The organism is Pseudoalteromonas sp., from assembly GCF_041613455.1.
Taxonomy (GTDB): Bacteria; Pseudomonadota; Gammaproteobacteria; order Enterobacterales; family Alteromonadaceae; genus Pseudoalteromonas.
Genome location: NZ_JBFJHD010000055.1, coordinates 1 through 17,147, shown reverse-complemented (window position 1 = coordinate 17,147; position 17,147 = coordinate 1). Strand labels below are relative to the sequence as shown.

The 17,147-nt window shown below is 43.7% G+C and carries 17 protein-coding genes; 1 reads left to right on the top strand and 16 read right to left on the bottom strand.

All coding sequences use genetic code 11. The features are described 5' to 3' along the window. Positions 1–1,438 (top strand): M28 family metallopeptidase (locus ABYB02_RS07550; protein ID WP_372761858.1); only part of this gene is annotated, 1,438 nt, incomplete at its 5' end. A gap of 118 nt (positions 1,439–1,556) precedes the next feature. Here the strand turns inward: ABYB02_RS07550 and ABYB02_RS07545 are convergent. The 16 genes from ABYB02_RS07545 to rpsO form a co-directional block, all read right to left on the bottom strand. Further along, positions 1,557–1,769, bottom strand: a complete 213-nt coding sequence (locus ABYB02_RS07545) for an EF-hand domain-containing protein (RefSeq protein ID WP_372761857.1) — start codon at positions 1,767–1,769, stop codon at positions 1,557–1,559. A gap of 165 nt (positions 1,770–1,934) precedes the next feature. Then, positions 1,935–2,147, bottom strand: coding sequence for a calmodulin (locus ABYB02_RS07540; RefSeq protein WP_372761859.1), 213 nt, complete (start codon positions 2,145–2,147; stop codon positions 1,935–1,937). A gap of 502 nt (positions 2,148–2,649) precedes the next feature. After that, complete coding sequence (locus tag ABYB02_RS07535; protein WP_372761856.1) at positions 2,650–2,865, bottom strand: TIGR02450 family Trp-rich protein; 216 nt, start codon at positions 2,863–2,865, stop codon at positions 2,650–2,652. 75 nt (positions 2,866–2,940) lie between these two features. After that, positions 2,941–3,294: a cupredoxin domain-containing protein gene (locus ABYB02_RS07530; RefSeq protein ID WP_372761855.1), complete on the bottom strand. Its 354-nt coding sequence runs from the start codon at positions 3,292–3,294 to the stop codon at positions 2,941–2,943. Between the two features lie 24 nt (positions 3,295–3,318). Beyond that, positions 3,319–5,562: a heavy metal translocating P-type ATPase gene (locus tag ABYB02_RS07525; RefSeq protein WP_372761854.1), complete on the bottom strand. Its 2,244-nt coding sequence runs from the start codon at positions 5,560–5,562 to the stop codon at positions 3,319–3,321. Beyond that, complete coding sequence (locus ABYB02_RS07520) at positions 5,562–5,996, bottom strand: MerR family transcriptional regulator (RefSeq protein ID WP_372761853.1); 435 nt, start codon at positions 5,994–5,996, stop codon at positions 5,562–5,564. Before ABYB02_RS07520 ends, ABYB02_RS07525 begins: the two co-directional genes overlap by 1 nt. 177 nt (positions 5,997–6,173) lie before the next feature. Further along, the gene (locus tag ABYB02_RS07515) at positions 6,174–6,503 is read right to left on the bottom strand and encodes a Na+/H+ antiporter subunit G (RefSeq protein ID WP_372761852.1); all 330 of its coding nucleotides are present in this window, start codon (positions 6,501–6,503) and stop codon (positions 6,174–6,176) included. 9 nt (positions 6,504–6,512) lie between these two features. After that, entirely contained in the window at positions 6,513–6,782 is a 270-nt protein-coding gene (locus ABYB02_RS07510; protein WP_372761851.1) for a K+/H+ antiporter subunit F, read from the bottom strand. Beyond that, the gene (locus ABYB02_RS07505) at positions 6,776–7,312 is read right to left on the bottom strand and encodes a Na+/H+ antiporter subunit E (protein ID WP_372761850.1); all 537 of its coding nucleotides are present in this window, start codon (positions 7,310–7,312) and stop codon (positions 6,776–6,778) included. Before ABYB02_RS07505 ends, ABYB02_RS07510 begins: the two co-directional genes overlap by 7 nt. After that, positions 7,312–8,829 (bottom strand): monovalent cation/H+ antiporter subunit D, encoded by a 1,518-nt coding sequence (locus ABYB02_RS07500; RefSeq protein ID WP_372761849.1) that lies wholly within the window; start codon positions 8,827–8,829, stop codon positions 7,312–7,314. Before ABYB02_RS07500 ends, ABYB02_RS07505 begins: the two co-directional genes overlap by 1 nt. After that, entirely contained in the window at positions 8,826–9,173 is a 348-nt protein-coding gene (locus tag ABYB02_RS07495) for a Na+/H+ antiporter subunit C (protein WP_372761848.1), read from the bottom strand. The genes ABYB02_RS07500 and ABYB02_RS07495 overlap by 4 nt, the downstream gene beginning before the upstream one ends. Continuing rightward, positions 9,173–11,965 carry a monovalent cation/H+ antiporter subunit A gene (locus ABYB02_RS07490; protein WP_372761847.1) on the bottom strand — a complete coding sequence of 931 codons (2,793 nt, stop codon included), beginning with the start codon at positions 11,963–11,965 and terminating at the stop codon, positions 9,173–9,175. The genes ABYB02_RS07495 and ABYB02_RS07490 overlap by 1 nt, the downstream gene beginning before the upstream one ends. Positions 11,966–12,220: 255 nt before the next feature. Beyond that, positions 12,221–13,393 carry a hypothetical protein gene (locus ABYB02_RS07485; RefSeq protein WP_372761846.1) on the bottom strand — a complete coding sequence of 391 codons (1,173 nt, stop codon included), beginning with the start codon at positions 13,391–13,393 and terminating at the stop codon, positions 12,221–12,223. Then, on the bottom strand, positions 13,377–14,255 hold the full coding sequence (gene nlpI / locus ABYB02_RS07480) for a lipoprotein NlpI (RefSeq protein ID WP_372761845.1): 879 nt from the start codon (positions 14,253–14,255) through the stop codon (positions 13,377–13,379). The genes ABYB02_RS07485 and nlpI overlap by 17 nt, the downstream gene beginning before the upstream one ends. 264 nt (positions 14,256–14,519) lie before the next feature. After that, positions 14,520–16,646 carry a polyribonucleotide nucleotidyltransferase gene (gene pnp / locus ABYB02_RS07475; RefSeq protein WP_372761844.1) on the bottom strand — a complete coding sequence of 709 codons (2,127 nt, stop codon included), beginning with the start codon at positions 16,644–16,646 and terminating at the stop codon, positions 14,520–14,522. 317 nt (positions 16,647–16,963) lie between these two features. Then, a partial coding sequence (gene rpsO, locus ABYB02_RS07470; RefSeq protein ID WP_372761843.1) for a 30S ribosomal protein S15 occupies positions 16,964–17,147 on the bottom strand: 184 nt, incomplete at its 5' end.

The window sequence follows — 17,147 nt, the reverse complement described above, 5'->3', positions numbered from 1 at the left end:
GGGCGAAGTAAAAACGATTAACTATTTAGCAAAACAGTACCAAGCTGCTGGTTTAACGGGTGCTTACCAAGGTAAGTTTTTACAACCTGTAACCATGGCAAAGGTAACGGCTGATCAAACGATGCAGTTACAGATTGGCGAGTTAAGTTTTACCGCGGGTAAAGACTTCACCGCGCGCACTAAGCAACTACAACCCATTATTGATGTGCGCAACTCTGAGGTGGTGTTTGTTGGCTATGGTATTAATGCACCAGAATATAACTGGAATGATTACGCCGGCATCGATGTAACGGGTAAAACCGTGGTGATGCTAGTGAACGACCCAGGCTTTGCCACACAAGATGACAGCTTATTTAACGGTAATGCCATGACCTACTATGGGCGCTGGACCTACAAGTATGAAGAGGCGACACGTCAAGGCGCTGCTGCCGTATTCATCGTGCACGAAACAGCACCTGCGGCGTACCCATGGAGCGTAGTAGAAAGCTCTAATACGGCTAGCAAATACACCCTTATCGATAACAATAATAACGTGGATGAGTTACCGGTGATGGGTTGGCTACATATTGATGCCACCGAGCAACTATTTACCGCGGCAGGGTTAGATTATCAACAACTTAAAAAACATGCGTTAGAGCCAGACTTTAGCGCCACAGCGCTTAACCTTAAAGCCAATTTAAGTTTTAATAACGCAGTATCACACGCAAAATCTAATAACGTGGTAGCCCAGCTAACCGGCAGTGAAGCACCCGACGAGTACGTGGTGATCAGCGCGCACTGGGATCATTTTGGCACTAAACAAACCGACAGTGGTCCGAAAATTTATAACGGTGCAGTTGATAACGCTTCGGGCACCGCCGCAACGCTTGAAATTGCCCGCATTATGAGCAACATACATCAGCAAACCCCGTTTAAACGCTCAATACTATTTGCCAACTTTACCGCCGAAGAAACCGGTTTAATTGGCTCAGAAATGTTTGCCACTGGCGCGGTGATCCCCACTCGTAACATGGTCGCTTTACTCAATATTGATGGCATGAACGTACTGGATGCAACCGATTATGTTTTGCAATACGGCAAAGGCTTATCGGCAATGGAAGATTATTTAGCGAAGGCCGCTCAAGCCCAAGGCCGCAGCATAAAAATGGATCCGCGCCCGCAAAATGGCTTGTTTTTCCGCTCTGATCACTTTTCATTGTCGAAACAAGGCGTGCCAAGCTTATTATTTATGAGCCTCGGCGACACCGACCCCGACTATATTAGCCATAAATATCATAAAGAAGCCGATGACTATTCACCCAGCTGGTCACTTGGCGGTGTAAAACAAGACATTGAGTTAATTATTGATATCGCCAGCCAACTGGCTAACAATGGTGACTGGCCACAGTGGCACGCAGAGTCTGATTTTAAAGCCCAGCGTGAGCAAGATAAGCGCTGAGTTAATTAGCCTATTTAATAACGTTAAAAAGCAGCCAATTGGCTGCTTTTTAGTGCGTCTAATGTGTGTCTATAGCGCCATTAATTTACGGCACAAGCACCTAGCAACGGCGGCGTGATTAATACTCAGCAAACTCTGCTTTAGATAGCTCGCCATTACCGTCAATATCCAGCTCAGCAAACAATGCCGTTAATTCAGCGTCAACCGAAGCCTCAGCTTGGCTGATTGTGCCACTACCATCTACGTCAAGGGTGTCAAAATCGCTGTTAGCGAATACCGCTGATGAGCAAGCCAGTGCCATAAGAGCCAATGTTGATTGTAACTTTTTCATAATTTATTCCTTCACATATTGGTAATATTAAAAAATTAAATGTTAGCGTCGATGATAAAATGTCCTTATGATTCTTTTTCACAGGCTCCCTTGCCTACTTAGGTTGTCTTGGGCAACTCAGAATCTTAGTGTCATCGTGGGTAGAAAACGCTGCTTTTAGTAAACTTATGCCTTAGAAAATTCAGCGTTTGATAGTTCACCATTTTGGTCACTATCAAGCTCTTGAAATTGTTCCATTAACTCTGCATCTACGGATGCTTCTGTTTGGCTAATCGCCCCATTACCGTCCACATCAAGGGAGTCAAAATCGGGTGCTGCAAAAGCTGCTGATGAAGAAGCTAATGCCATTAATACCAGTGTAGATTGAACTGTTTTCATCATCTAATTCCTTCATAGGATAATGATTAAAGCCGTTGCACTTTAATCGTGTTTTGCTAAATACAGCTTAGGTATTACAACTTCAATGCCATGTTTTATTTAATATTAAATAACAATAGCTTAGGTGAAAATTGATGAAGCTGGATGGTTGCAAGTCGTTATTTTTGTTGCTTTTTGGCAACAGTTAATCTGACTTTGTAAATTATACCAATTAAATCAATAAGTTAAATTTAATAAAAAGGACTCAGCTGGGTTAAAATAACAGCTGAAATAATGGTTAAGTTGCGATGAGTATAAACTGCAGCTGAACAATGCAATTAATGGAAGAGATAACGGTTAAAATACAATTTTAACCGTATGAAAAAAAAGGAATTTAAAAGTTATTAGCTAATATTTATAAAAATAGCGCGAGTCTTTAGCAACTAGCTATTTTGTTGCCAAATGGCGAATGGCGGCATTATGCAACCTTCAACGAGAGGTTATTCCAATCCGCTGTTTTGTGTTACTGCCAGCCTTGTCGCCATTTTTCTGTATCTTTTAACTCTCGCCAGTCAATAGCATATTGATTGTGTGATATCACCGCCTCGGTCATGCACTCAATAACATCACCGTCTTCATCGAATTCAACCGCAACAATGATAAAGTGTTTTTCTTTATTAATTGCCGCAACCGCAGTCCATTTACTATTCAAGAGTTTTTTTGGGTTTAATTTATTCATCAACTGTAAACAGTCCCATTGCGCTAAATGTGTATATTTAGCCAATACGCGCTAGCAACACATTTAGCTCAGCGATCACTTCGCAATTAACTTGCCTTTATACATCTGCATTTGGCAATGAAAGTCATACTCTCCGGCTTTCAGTGCCGGTAACTCAAGGGTATTGCCTTCACCCTTTAGTAACGTTTTACTGATTTCAAGTTGCGGAAAGATCACCGTTTCGCTACAAGGGGCACTGTCTTGACGGTTAAAGGTGAGCGTTAACGCCTTATTCGCGACCACTTTTATCTGTGCTGGCTGGTAAACCCCGTTACTCACCAGCACAGTGACGTTATTATCATCACTGCTCACTTGCTGAGGTTTATAAAGCCAAAACCAATAAATAATCACCGCGATTAATATCGCTCCGAGTAAGTTAACCATTAGCATAGCAATTGCTCCTCATTAGGGTTATCAATTATTGGCTTTAAAAAAGCGTAATCTATTCGCATTCGTTACCACAGTTAACGATGATAATGCCATTGCAGCGCCGGCAACCACCGGGTTTAGTAATAAGCCAAACAAGGGATAGAGTACCCCTGCTGCAATGGGAATACCCGCTATGTTGTAAATAAAGGCGCCAAACAAGTTTTGTTTAATATTGGCAATGGTGGCGTTACTTACCGCTATGGCATCGGCAAGACCATGCAAAGAGCCGCGCATTAACGTAATGTCGGCGCTGGCAATGGCTATATCGGTGCCTGTGCCAATGGCAAAGCCCACATCGGCTTGCGCCAATGCCGGGGCATCATTAATGCCATCTCCCGTCATGCCCACTATTTCATGTTGCGCTTGACGTTTCGTGACTTCATTGACTTTGTCATCGGGCATCATTTCTGCAATAAAGTCCTCAATACCGACTTGTTTCGCCACTGCCGCCGCGGTGGTTTTATTATCCCCTGTTAACATAACAATATGCAGGCCGCTGCGTTGTAAGCGCTCAATTGCGGCAGCGGAGTCGGCTTTAATAGGATCTGCCACCGCTATTATGGCATGCAGCTGGTTATTAACCGCAAAGTACATCGGCGTTTTGGCCTCATTGGCCAGTGTGTCTGCCTGAGGGAGCGCGTCATCAACCGCTACTTTATATTTATCCATTAACGCTTTATTACCAAACAGTAGCGTATCACCGTCAAGCTTGCCTATGACACCTTGACCGGTGAGTGCATCAAATTCTGTTACTTTACTTAGCACTAGCTGCTGCTTTTTGGCATAGGCTGTAATGGCCTCGGCTAATGGATGCTCTGAGCTACTTTCTAAACTGGCAACAGCTTGCATTACGCTGCACTCATCGCTGTTATTAAACGTGATAATGTCGGTCACTTCAGGGCGACCTTGAGTAATAGTGCCGGTTTTATCTAAAATCATGGTGGTTATGTTCGCGCTCGTTTGCAATGCTTCACCATTACGAATAAGCACCCCTGATTCTGCCGCTTTACCAATGCCCACCATGACCGACATGGGCGTAGCTAACCCCAATGCACATGGGCAGGCAATAATCAGTACTGTGGTTACTGCTACCACGGCATAGGCAATGCTCGGCTGCGGGCCAAAGTTTAGCCATGCTAACCCAGCCAATATAGCAATAATCATCACTGTCGGGACAAACACACTCGAGATCACATCGGCTAAACGCCCGATTGCGGGTTTAGAGTTTTGTGCTCGTTTTACCATATTAATAATGTTAGCGAGTGTGGTTTCTTGACCTACATGGGTGGCGTTAAATAACAGCGTACCGGTTTTATTAATACTGCCCGCTACAACGGTATCTCCTGCGCTTTTAACCGCAGGCATCGGCTCTCCAGTCAGCATCGACTCATCTACGCTGCTGTTACCCTCGAGAATTTCACCATCCACCGGTATTTTTTCACCAGGGCGTACCCGCACATGATCGCCTTTTATTACCTCACTAATAGCCACATCTTGCTCGTGACCACTGCGCATAACGCGCGCTGTTTTAGGTTGTAAACCAATTAAGCGCTTAATCGCTTCTGAGGTACGTCCACGGGCTTTAACCTCAAGCGCTTGGCCAAGATTAATTAATCCGATGATCATCGCTGAGGCTTCAAAATAGACATGCCTGGCCACCTCTGGCAACAGGTTAGGCGCAATAACCACAAACATAGAATACAGCCAGGCAGTGGCTGTTCCCAAGGCGATTAAGGTATCCATATTGGCGCTGTGATTTTTAAAGGATTGCCAAGCACCGTTATAAAATTGCTTTCCGGATATCACCATCACAATGGCAGTCATTACTCCCACCACAAACCAGCTAATGCGTTGGTTTGTGGTGGTAACACTCATATCAAAAATCAGCCCATAGAGCATTAAAGGCGCACCTACGGCTAACGCTAACAGCATATTACGCATTAATTTTTTATAATGCACAGCATCCGCTTCGGCTTTTTCATCCAGTGCATCTTGCTCTGAGCCCCCCTCCATAGGTTTAGCCGTGTAGCCAATATTATTGACCGCTGCAATAAGCCCTTGCTCAGCAGCCGGCCCTTCAACTTGCACGGTGCGCTGCGCAAAATTCATTTCAACACGATGCGCCCCAGGTACCGCTTGAAGCGCTTGCTCTATTTTGGCGACACAACTACCACAATTAGCCCCTTCAATAATAAAGTTTTGTGTTTTGCCTTTCGTGCTATTACTCATTATGCCTCCGGTTTGTTATCAGTGCTGCTAATAGGATCGACAAATGACTCTATCAAACTACACACCTCAGCGGCGCTTGCACCATTTGCCAAGCCTTGCCATTGTTTAACGGCTGCTTGCATACGGGTACGCAGTTTGAGTGTTTGTTGAAACAAGGCTTCTGTTTCAGCTAAGCGCTTAGTGATCAGTTGTCGGGTTAACGGGCATGGGCAATGCCCTTGCTCTGACTCTGCAATAATTTGCTGAATATCTTGCAGCGAAAAGCCAAGTTGGCGCGCATTAATAATAAAGCTTAAACGCTGTTGATCGCGCTGTGAATATTGTTGGTAGCCATTGCTCAGGTTACGAATTGGCCGCAGTAACTGTAACCGAGTGTAGTGCCTCACCGTGTCGGGGGTCACGCCCATTTTGGTTGCTAATTGCTTAACGTACATAGCCGCTCCATGATCACTGCCAAGAGAAAATTCAATGCTAAAACTCGAATTAGTTTACAGTGTAAACCAAGGTGTTACACATAGGTCAACTAAAGTGGCATAAAAAAAGCCGAATAAAAATTTATTCGGCTGTTTATCACTACAGGGCTAGGTTACGCCAGTCATGGCGCACTGCGATTAATCTTCTATATTGTCCAGCCCTTTGGTGCCATCTCGTGGCTTAAGTTTATGGTGAATCGCCGTTTTAATTAGCATATAACCACTGATCGGCGCAGTAATAAGTAAGAAAATCGTGATCAACACTTCTTTCACACTCACACCATGTTTAGTGCTGGCAAAATACACCATCGCCGCGGTTAACACACTGGCCATGCCTAAGGTGGTTGCTTTTGTGGGGCCATGCAAACGCATAAAAAAATCGGGTAATTTAACTAATCCGATCGAGCCAATTAATATAAACAAGCCACCCAGTAATAATAATATTGATACAATCCATTCACTGATCATTGCGCTACCTTATTCGATTATATCGCCGCGAAGTAAATACTTACATAATGCAACCGTACTGATAAAGCCCAGCATGGCAATTAATAAAGCCGCTTCAAAGTAAATCCCGGTATTCATACTAATGCTGTATAAAATGATCAGCGCGATGACATTTATATACATAGTGTCAAGGGCTAAAATCCTATCCGGCACCGAGGGGCCAATCACCAAACGCCACAAATTTAACAGTAACGCTAAGCCAATCATACTAAATACGATTAATAATACTGTGTCTAACATTTAAATATCTCCTTTAGGGGAGCCTCATACCGTGTTTTAATTTCTTTGATCAGCGCTTGCTCATCTTTAAGGTCGAGTACATGAATTAATAAGTAGCGCTGTTTTAGTTGTTCGCCATGATTCAGTGACTCAACAATAGGATATACCTCGGCGCTCACCGTCCCTGGGGTTAGTGACACACAACTGGCTAAAATAGTAATCGGCATTTCATGGGTTAAGTCTAGTGGCACTTTAATAAACGCCGGACGCATATTTTTAGTTGGCCCCAAAATTAACAAAGCCACTTGTAAGTTAGCCACTATGATATCGTAAAGCACAATAAACACCTGCTTAAATGCCAAGCCAGGCCTTAAAATTAACGGCTGAGGATCACGAAAGGTGCGCGTAAAAAGCGGAATAACAATCGCAAATACGGTGGCCAGCACTAAGTGCCCCGCATACACACTGTTGTTTAATAATAGCCATACAATAAATAAAAACACACTACGAAATGGCGTAGGCAATAAAGTAAAACGCGCTTTTAATCGCATTACGCACCTCCTTTGAGTACGGCATTTATGCCACCATTAATATCGTGTAGTTGCGTTGCAGCCTCGATGCTGTAATCACTGATCACGCCACCAAACACCACTAATAACACACTGCTGGCTAATAACCCGACAATAGCAATCACCTGCAATGGGTGGGCACTTGGCGTATCGTTAAGCTCACTGCCGGTGTATTTACTTTCCCAAAATAAACTGGTGCCGGCACGCGCCAGCGCAATAATTAACACTAAACTGCTAAGCAAGTACACGGGCCAGAAAAATAACGCATTCTCGCTATTTAAAGTGGTTTTTAAAATCCAAATTTTACCAATAAAGCCTGAAAATGGTGGCATACCAATCACGGTAAGTGCTGCGATAATATAACAACTTCCTAATAAAAAGGGCTGTTTAACCGCTCGTCCTGCAACCAGCCTATCGGCCGCTTTGCCACGCTGAATAGCAATTAAATCAGCTATTAAGTATAAAGCGGCACACACTAACGTTGAATGCACTAAATAATAGAGTAAGGCGGCGGTGGCATTGATGTTTTGTAATGACACTAACGCCACCAAAGTCCCCACCGACACCAACACTAAGTTTGAAGTGATTTTACGTAAATCCTGCGCAGCTAACACCCCTATCGCACCCACAATAATAGTGGCAACCGCTAAGCCCCACATTAATTGTTGTGCCATATGCGCAAGCTCACCGGCTTGTTCACCAAACATCACGGTATACACCCGCAGCATAGCGTAGACACCCACCTTGGTCATAATCGCAAACAAGGTCGCCACCACCGGCGTGGCACTGGCATAAGTATTGGGTAACCATAAATGCAGCGGTAATAAAGCCGCTTTTAAAGCAAACACCACTAATAACAGTAAGCCGCCGGCTTTCACTAAATAAATATCGTCACCGCTGAGCAAGGGTATTTTCTGCGCCATATCGGCGATATTTAGCGTACCTAATACACCATATAAAATACCTAAGCCTATTAGAAAGGCGCTCGAGCCCACTAAATTTAAAATAACGTATTGCAATGCCGCTTTGGTTTTTTGCTTACCACCACCATGCATCAGTAGTGCATAAGAGGCAATTAATAACACTTCAAAAAATACAAAAACGTTAAATAAATCACCGGTTAAAAAGGCACCATTCACACCCAAAATTAAAAAGTGAATAAGGGGGTGAAAGAAACTGCCATTTTCGTCATCACCGGTGCAGCTATACAGCACCACGCCAACCCCTAAAAATGAGGTTAATGTTACCAACAAGGTAGACAGCATATCGGCCACTAACACAATACCAAACGGCGCCGACCAGTTACCAATAGCATAGACGTTAATACCGTTACTGTGCACATGAATCAGCAGTACCAGACTTACCACAAAGGTAACGACCGCCATCATCACCGACATTAAACGGCGCGCAAATAAACTTTTTCCACACGGGGGTAATAACACTATGATGGCTGCCAACATCGGCAACAAAATAGGCAATGATGTTAAGTGCTGGATCATTTTTTCACCTTGTATTTACTGCTCACAAGGTGGCCATCAACATGGTCATTACCTAAGTCTGCACGACCACGTATTGCTAAAATCACCACGAACGCTGTCATTGCAAAGCCAATCACAATCGCTGTCAGCACTAACGCCTGCGGTAACGGATCGGCATAATCGGCACTGGTGCCTAGTACCACCGCTTTATTCGTGGTCAGTCGCCCTGATGAAAATAAAAATAAATTAACAGCATAGGAGATCATCGTTAGCCCAAGTACAACAGGAAAAGTACGTGCTCTTAGCAGTAAAAAAATACCGCAACTGACTAATACACCTACGCACGACGCGTATAATAATTCCATTAACTATTTACCTCACTTTTTTCGGCACTGGTGGTCATATCCCCTAAGCTCGCTAATATCATTAATGTGGCACCGACCACAGTTAAGTACACACCTAAGTCAAATACAATGGCACTGGCTAACTCAACTTGGCCAATCAACGGAATAGCAAAGTAGTCAAACCAGGTTGTTAAAAACGGCTTATCAAACAACCAACTACCCACACCAGTGAATAACGCTACGGCAATTCCCGAGGCAATAATTTTGCGATAATTAACATCAAAACGCTCACTGATCCAGGTAGAGCCATGGGCCATATACTGTAAAATAAAGGCAATTGAAGTAATTAAGCCCGCAATAAAGCCCCCGCCGGGTAAATTATGGCCGCGTAAGAAAATATACGCCGAAACCAGTAGCGCAAGCGGCAATAAGCTTTGTGAAATGCTCGCCAATAAAATCGGGTGACGCTCACGCGCCCACTGCCGGCCTTCGCTGTCGGTGGCTGGCATAAACAGTGGAATGCGAGACAACAATTTATAAATTCCCAAAGCCGCAATACCCAATACCGTGATCTCCCCAAGGGTATCAAAGCCCCTGAAGTCAACTAAAATAACGTTCACCACATTGGTGCCGCCACCACCGGTTTTAGCATTGGCAATGAAAAAGTCTGAAATAGAGTCAAGTGGACGCGTTAGTAACGCATAACAAATGCTGGCAATTACCACACCGACCGTTGAAGCAATGCTTAAGTCGCGCAAAATACGCAGCGAGCTTGACTCTCTCGGGGTACTTTGCGGTAAGAAAAACAGCGCAAGCATCAGTAAGATAATAGTGGCAACTTCGACGGTTAACTGGGTCAACGCTAAATCTGGCGCCGAAAAACGAGTAAATACTACAGCCACCATCAAGCCAACAATAGACAACATCAGTAACGCGACCATACGTGAGCGGTGACTAAGCACGGTGGCTATCGCGCCAATAATCAACAAGCCTGCGCCAATGCCATTATGTAAATCAACGGGGTTATTAGGCACACTGCCAGCTAATTTTTCCATTTCAAATAGTGGCCAGCCGGCCGCTAATAAAATCACCGCTAACATAATAAATATATAGCGTTGCAACGAGCCATTTTCGGTTTTGGTGATCTTATCTTGGCTCCAATTAATCACCGCCTGCACTAAGCGTTCAAATATTTTTTTCGCATTTAATGGTGGTAAAGATGCTTGAAATTGGAACAGGTACTTACGGTTAACATAAATAAATAAGCCACCGGCTACCGCCATAGCGCTCATTAGTAATGGTAAGTTAAAGCCATGCCAAATGCTTAATTGATATTCTGGCATCGCTTTGCCAAGCACGGCCAAAGACGCAGCTGATAAAATATCATCCACCACAAAGTGAGGAAACATACCCACTAATAAACACAGTACCACTAATACTTCGATGGGCACGCGCATGTAACGCGGCGGCTCATGTGGGGTGCGTGGTAAATCAATCGGGTCACCATTAAAAAATACATCATGGATAAAGCGTGCCGAATAAGCCACGGCTAACGCGCCAGCAATGGTTGCTAACACAGGAATGAGCCACGACATAGAGCCCAGCACCTGTTGGTGTAGTGTTTCGGCAAAAAACATTTCTTTGGAAATAAAGCCATTCAGTAGTGGCACCCCCGCCATCGCGGCTGCGGCCACCATTGCCAAAGTGGCAGTATACGGCATAAAGCGCCACATGCCATTGAGCTTACGCATATCTCGCGTGCCGGTTTCATGATCAATAATGCCCGTTGCCATAAATAATGACGCTTTAAAGGTCGCATGATTAATAATATGAAAAATAGCCGCCACGGTCGCAAGCTCAGTATCAAGGCCGAGTAATAAGGTAATTAAGCCTAAATGGCTTATCGTTGAATACGCTAATAAACCCTTTAAATCATGTTTAAATAAAGCAATATAAGCGCCAAATAACAAAGTGGTTAAACCGGTTAATGCCACTAAGATAAACCACATTTCGCTGCCGGCTAACGCGGGATAAAAACGGGCTAATAAAAAGATCCCCGCTTTAACCATAGTCGCCGAGTGTAAATAAGCGCTCACTGGCGTGGGGGCGGCCATTGCATGAGGCAGCCAAAAGTGAAATGGGAATTGTGCGGATTTAGTAAACGCCCCTAATAACACCAATACCAGGGCCAGTTCATATAAATCGTGTGATTGAATAATCGCTCTGCTGGCTAAAATGATATCGAGGTTATAACTGCCAACAATATCACCAATTAATAGCAAGCCCCCCAGCAGTGCTAAACCACCGGCTCCCGTTACGGTTAGTGCCATACGCGCGCCCTTACGCGCTTCTGACTTTTGCCACCAATAACTAATTAATAAAAACGAGCTAATACTGGTTAATTCCCAAAACAGCCACAGCTGGATAACGTTATTAGACATCACTATGCCCAACATCGCCGTCATAAACAGCATCAAGTAACTGTATAACTTCGCCATCGAATCTTTTTCACTTAGGTAATAACGGGTGTATAAAATTACCAATAAGCCGATGCCTAAAATCATAAACATAAACAGTAAACTTAAGCCGTCTAAACGCAACGAAAAATCCAGCCCTAACGCCGGGATCCACGAGGCGGTAAAGCGAATGGTTTCGCCAGCAAACACTGCAGGAGCGTGATAGAGGGTGATACAAAATGCAGTGAACGGAGCAAGTAACGTCAAGCTGGTCGCTTGATTACGAGAAAGCTGACTGGTGCATGCAGAAATAACACTGCCAATTAAGGATAACAAGGGTATCCAGAGCAAAGTCATAATGAAGGGCCTTTTAGAATCATAATTTATCTATACACAACTTATTGTAGTTAAATACCAAAGTGACTGAGGCATAGGCTTTTATTGGCTGATTTTTAACAGCATTAATACGTACAGTTATACTGATAAACGCTGTTTTTGTCTATAGAAAGCAGCCCTAGCTGCATAATTATCAAACAGATTTGTATATAAATTAGTGCAACAATATCAATTATGTTCGCTTTTTATCCGTCTTAGAGTAAACACTTTAAATATTTAGCGGGCAGCTTTTGCACCTTCAATGAAAGCGCTATAACGAGGAAATAACGCAAAGTGCGTAGCAATATGTGCTTGCCACAGCGCTCTGTATTGCGCCGACAATGCCAGCTGCTGATATTGCATAATCGACCACTGTTCACTGGGTTTATACGCCACTGCGCCCTGCTGACAGCTGCGACTTCGATACCAGCCTTGAGGAGCTGGCTGGTCTTTAGCAATAAATAAATTAGGTGCCACAAAGCCACGCTGTTGACACAACCAAGCTTGCTTTGCTGGCGGTAATTCATATTCATCTTCAAAGCCATTAAAGTGCATCAACTCATGCAGAAACAGCTGATAATGCGCCGTGGAGTTAAGCTGCATCACACCACTTTGTACATTCGCACTGCCCTGCTTGGTCATCATTACCATAAAATCAAAGCCGCGGGGTAATTGCTGTACCAGTGCGGCGTTGTGCCAATCGCAGCGCGCCATGCTGGTTGCTTGGTTTTGACAATCAATGGCGCCCGCAACATAACTCGGCCGGGAAAAACAAAACACAGCGTCACTCGGCTCTGGCTGACGTTGGTAGTTGTGTATAAACTGCGCCAACTTATACAACCCATTGCGATGATCGCTCATCATTAACACGTTAAACACACATTGTGGCTCAGCTGTTATGGGGGATGTTAAGCTTAAAAAACCGTGTTGCTGAAGAAACGCCGTGGGTACGCGCTGATAGGGCTCACTGGTATGCAACTTCAGGTGATTATCAACCGCCCCAGGCGGTAACAACCCTTGCTTGGCTAACAGCTGTAACTCCTGCCACTGTGATTGTGCAAGCAACTGCGCTGCTAACTGCTGCCGCTTTGCTTCATCAACCTGATCTACACTGGCACGCCAATACCACTTAGCGGCATCGGTACGGTTATTTTTTAATAATTTAACTGAGTAACTGTGCTGAGCGTGGGGAATGTCATTACGTGCCAGTATAGCAAGTGCACTGTCGGGCAGTTGTGTTAGCTGTTGTGAAAAGTAATTGGGGAAAAGCCAATAACTGGATATGACATTGGCTTTGGCATGTAACACTTGCCAAAAGCCAATCGCTGCTGCGTGATTACTAGAGCCAGCTATTAATAGGCTGGCAAATAAAATTATTGCCGCGGCTAAATAGTTAACTGGCGTCTTCACCTGCCATCAACTCAAGTTCTAAGCGCGCGTATTTATATTCAATAAACTCATGCACATTGGTGCTCAAGGCTAACTTAAAGTAGTCGCTAGCTAAATTAATATTACCCGCCGCTTGATGTAATTTGGCTAAGTAAAAATACGCTTCACACAGGCGCTGTGCATATTCTTGCTCTGACTTTACGCCATCACTTATGGCTGATAAAAAATCATATTCACTGAGCTCACCTAAATAAAGGCTAATAAGCTGATACGCCCATTGTGATTCATCCACCGCAGTCGCATTACTTTTCAATACCGCGAGCGCTTGCGTTTGCTGTTGATTTGCTTGTGCTAAATACAGCCATAAAATACGATAGGGATCGCTTGGCGAGCGGGATAAAAACTCCGTGAAGTCGATTTCAGCAAGCTCTGAGCGCGCCGCATAATACAGCGCAATACCGCGATTTAAATAAGCATATTCATGCCCTTCATTGAGCTCTAATGCTGAGTCAAAAAACTCATAGGCTTTTTCGTACTGCTGCATTAAGGTGTGTTGTATACCTAAAAAGTTATACACCTCGGCTAAGTCAGGTTTAAGCTTCACCGCGCGATTAAAATCAATACGCGACAAGGTCGTCATCCCTAAGCTATCAAATAATACCCCACGATCGTAATAAAGTTTGGCTTGTTGCTCGGTGGTTAAATCAGCGCGATTAAGTAACTCACTATAACGTGCAATGGCAATTTCGCTTCTAAAGTCAGAAGCCAATGGGGCTGCAAACGGCACATTGATAATCGGTATTGATTCTGCTTGTGTGGTGGTTTGACACGCGCTTAAAGACAAAAGAGTAAAAGATGCCAAGGCTAAATGTTTGAGTGTCATTAAAATCCTTAATACCAAAATAAATAGCAAATAAATCAGACAGATGATGTCTAATAAGGTTCAGCCTAACTGCTTAACTAATAAATACTTTATTCCCAATAACATCGAGTCTGTGCCTATATAAATCCCTACCGAGGCACGCAGCGCTATTTAACACGGCTGCTATTAGTAATCGTAGTTACATTCATTAAAGCATAAAAAAAGGGGCTAAACAGCCCCTTTTTTAAGTTATCCAGTAAATATCACTGGATGAAACATTCGCAATTACGCGTCTGTTGATGCTTCAGCAGCTGGTGCAGCTGCTTCCATCGCTTCTTTAATACTTAGACGTACACGGCCTTGGCGGTCTACTTCAAGTACTTTAACCTTAACTTCTTGGCCTTCGCTTAAGTGATCTGTCACGCTATTCACGCGCTCAGTACTAATTTGCGAAATATGTACTAGACCATCTTTACCTGGCAGAATGTTTACAAACGCACCAAAGTCGACAATACGCACAACTTTACCTTCGTAGATAGTACCTACTTCAAGTTCAGCGGTTAATTGCTCAATACGGCTAATTGCATTTGCTGCGCTTTCGCCGTCAGTTGCTGCAATTTTAATCGTGCCATCATCACCGATTTCAATTGTAGTGCCAGTTTCTTCAGTAAGTTGACGAATAGTTGCGCCACCTTTACCGATAACTTCAGCGATTTTCTTCTGTGGTATCTTCATAGTGTAGATACGCGGTGCAAACATTGAAAGCTCTTCAGACGGTGCAGAAATTGCCTCGTCCATCACATTTAGAATGTGTAAACGTGCTGCTTTTGCTTGTTTAAGCGCAATTTGCATGATTTCTTGCGTAATGCCTTCAATCTTAATGTCCATTTGTAGCGCAGTGATACCGTTAGTCGTACCCGCTACTTTAAAGTCCATGTCACCTAAGTGATCTTCATCACCTAGAATGTCAGAAAGAACAACGAATTTTTCGTCTTCTTTAACTAGACCCATCGCGATACCTGCAACAGACGCTTTAATTGGTACACCGGCATTCATAAGTGCTAGTGACGTACCACATACCGAAGCCATTGAAGATGAACCATTTGATTCAGTAATTTCAGATACCACACGGATTGAATACGGGAATTCAGTCAATGTTGGCATGACAGCCTGAATACCACGCTTAGCTAGGTTACCGTGGCCGATTTCACGACGCTTAGGAGAACCCACAAAACCCGTTTCACCTACACAGAATGGAGGGAAGTTGTAGTTAAGCATAAAGTGGTTTTTGTGTGTACCCGTTAAATCGTCGATTAACTGTGAATCACGTTCTGTACCAAGTGTTGCTGTTACTAATGCTTGCGTTTCACCACGGGTAAAGATGGCAGAACCGTGAGTACGTGGCAGTACACCTGTCATTACATCTAATGCGCGGATCATGTCTGGTTCACGACCATCGATACGTTTTTCACCAGCAGCGATACGGCCACGAACGATTTTCTTCTCAAGTGAACCGAATACTTTACCTACTTCTTGCTTATCCAGCGTTTCGCCTTCAGCAAGTTCACTTGTTAGTGCTTCAACAACCGCATCTTTTGCAGCAGTTAATGCTTCTTTACGCGCTACTTTATCAGTAATACGGTAAGCTTCACCTACTTTATCAGCAGCAAGTTCAGCTACTTTCTCTTCAAGTGATACGTTTTTCTCAGGTGCAGTCCAATCCCAAGTAGGCTTGCCTGCTTCTGCTTTAAATTCGTTAATTGCATTGATGATAGACTGTGATTGCTCATGACCGTATACAACGGCACCTAGCATTACGTCTTCAGCAAGTACGTCTGCTTCTGATTCAACCATAAGTACTGCTTTATCAGTACCCGCAACCACTAAATCAAGTTGGCTTTCTTCAAGCTCTTTTAGAGTTGGGTTAAGTACGTATTCACCGTTGATGTAACCAACGCGTGATGCACCAATTGGACCGCTGAACGGAATACCAGAAATAGCAAGTGCTGCTGAGGTACCAATCATCGCAACCATATCTGGTTGGATTTCAGGGTTTACAGAAACAACCGTTGCAATAACTTGTACTTCGTTTACGAAACCCGCTGGAAAAAGTGGACGAATTGGACGGTCAATAAGACGTGCAATCAGTGTTTCACCGTCGTTAGGGCGACCTTCACGCTTTAAGAAACCACCTGGGATACGACCCGCAGCGTACATACGCTCTTGGTAGTTAACTGTTAGTGGGAAGAAGTCTTGGCCAGGTTGTGCTTCACGCTTACCAACAACAGTAACCAATACTGAAGTGTCGCCAATGCTTGCTAGTACTGCGCCGTCTGCTTGACGAGCGATAGCACCTGTTTCTAGGGTCACTGTGTGTTGACCTAGTTGAAATTCTTTAATAATTGCTTGCACTTAAAATATTCCTTAAATGTTTTTTAAATGTGTTTAAGTCGTCATCTAGGTACCAATTACAGTACTTAATTGTATTTATTTGAAAATCAATTAAGTACTACAATTGGCGATGACGTTAATAGCGTAGATAAACCTTTTTATCTACGCGCACAGTATATACCAAAGCCACCGTAAAATGCGAGTGCAGTAAAAAGATAAAGACAAGGAAAGTAGCGGGCAGTAACGCTTGGTGAGCGCTTTTATTTAATCTCGGCGTGTAGAGGAATTTTAGCCACAAAAAAAGGAGCTAAAAAGCTCCCCTTTTGATAATCAAGTTCTTAGCGACGTAGGCCAAGCTCTTTGATTAGTGCAGTATAACGCGAGATATCTTTACCTTTAAGGTAATCAAGCAATTTACGGCGAGTGCTTACTTTACGAAGCAGACCACGACGTGAGTGGAAGTCATGCTTGTGATCAGCAAAGTGACCTTGAAGCTTGTTGATATCAAAAGTAAGTAATGCT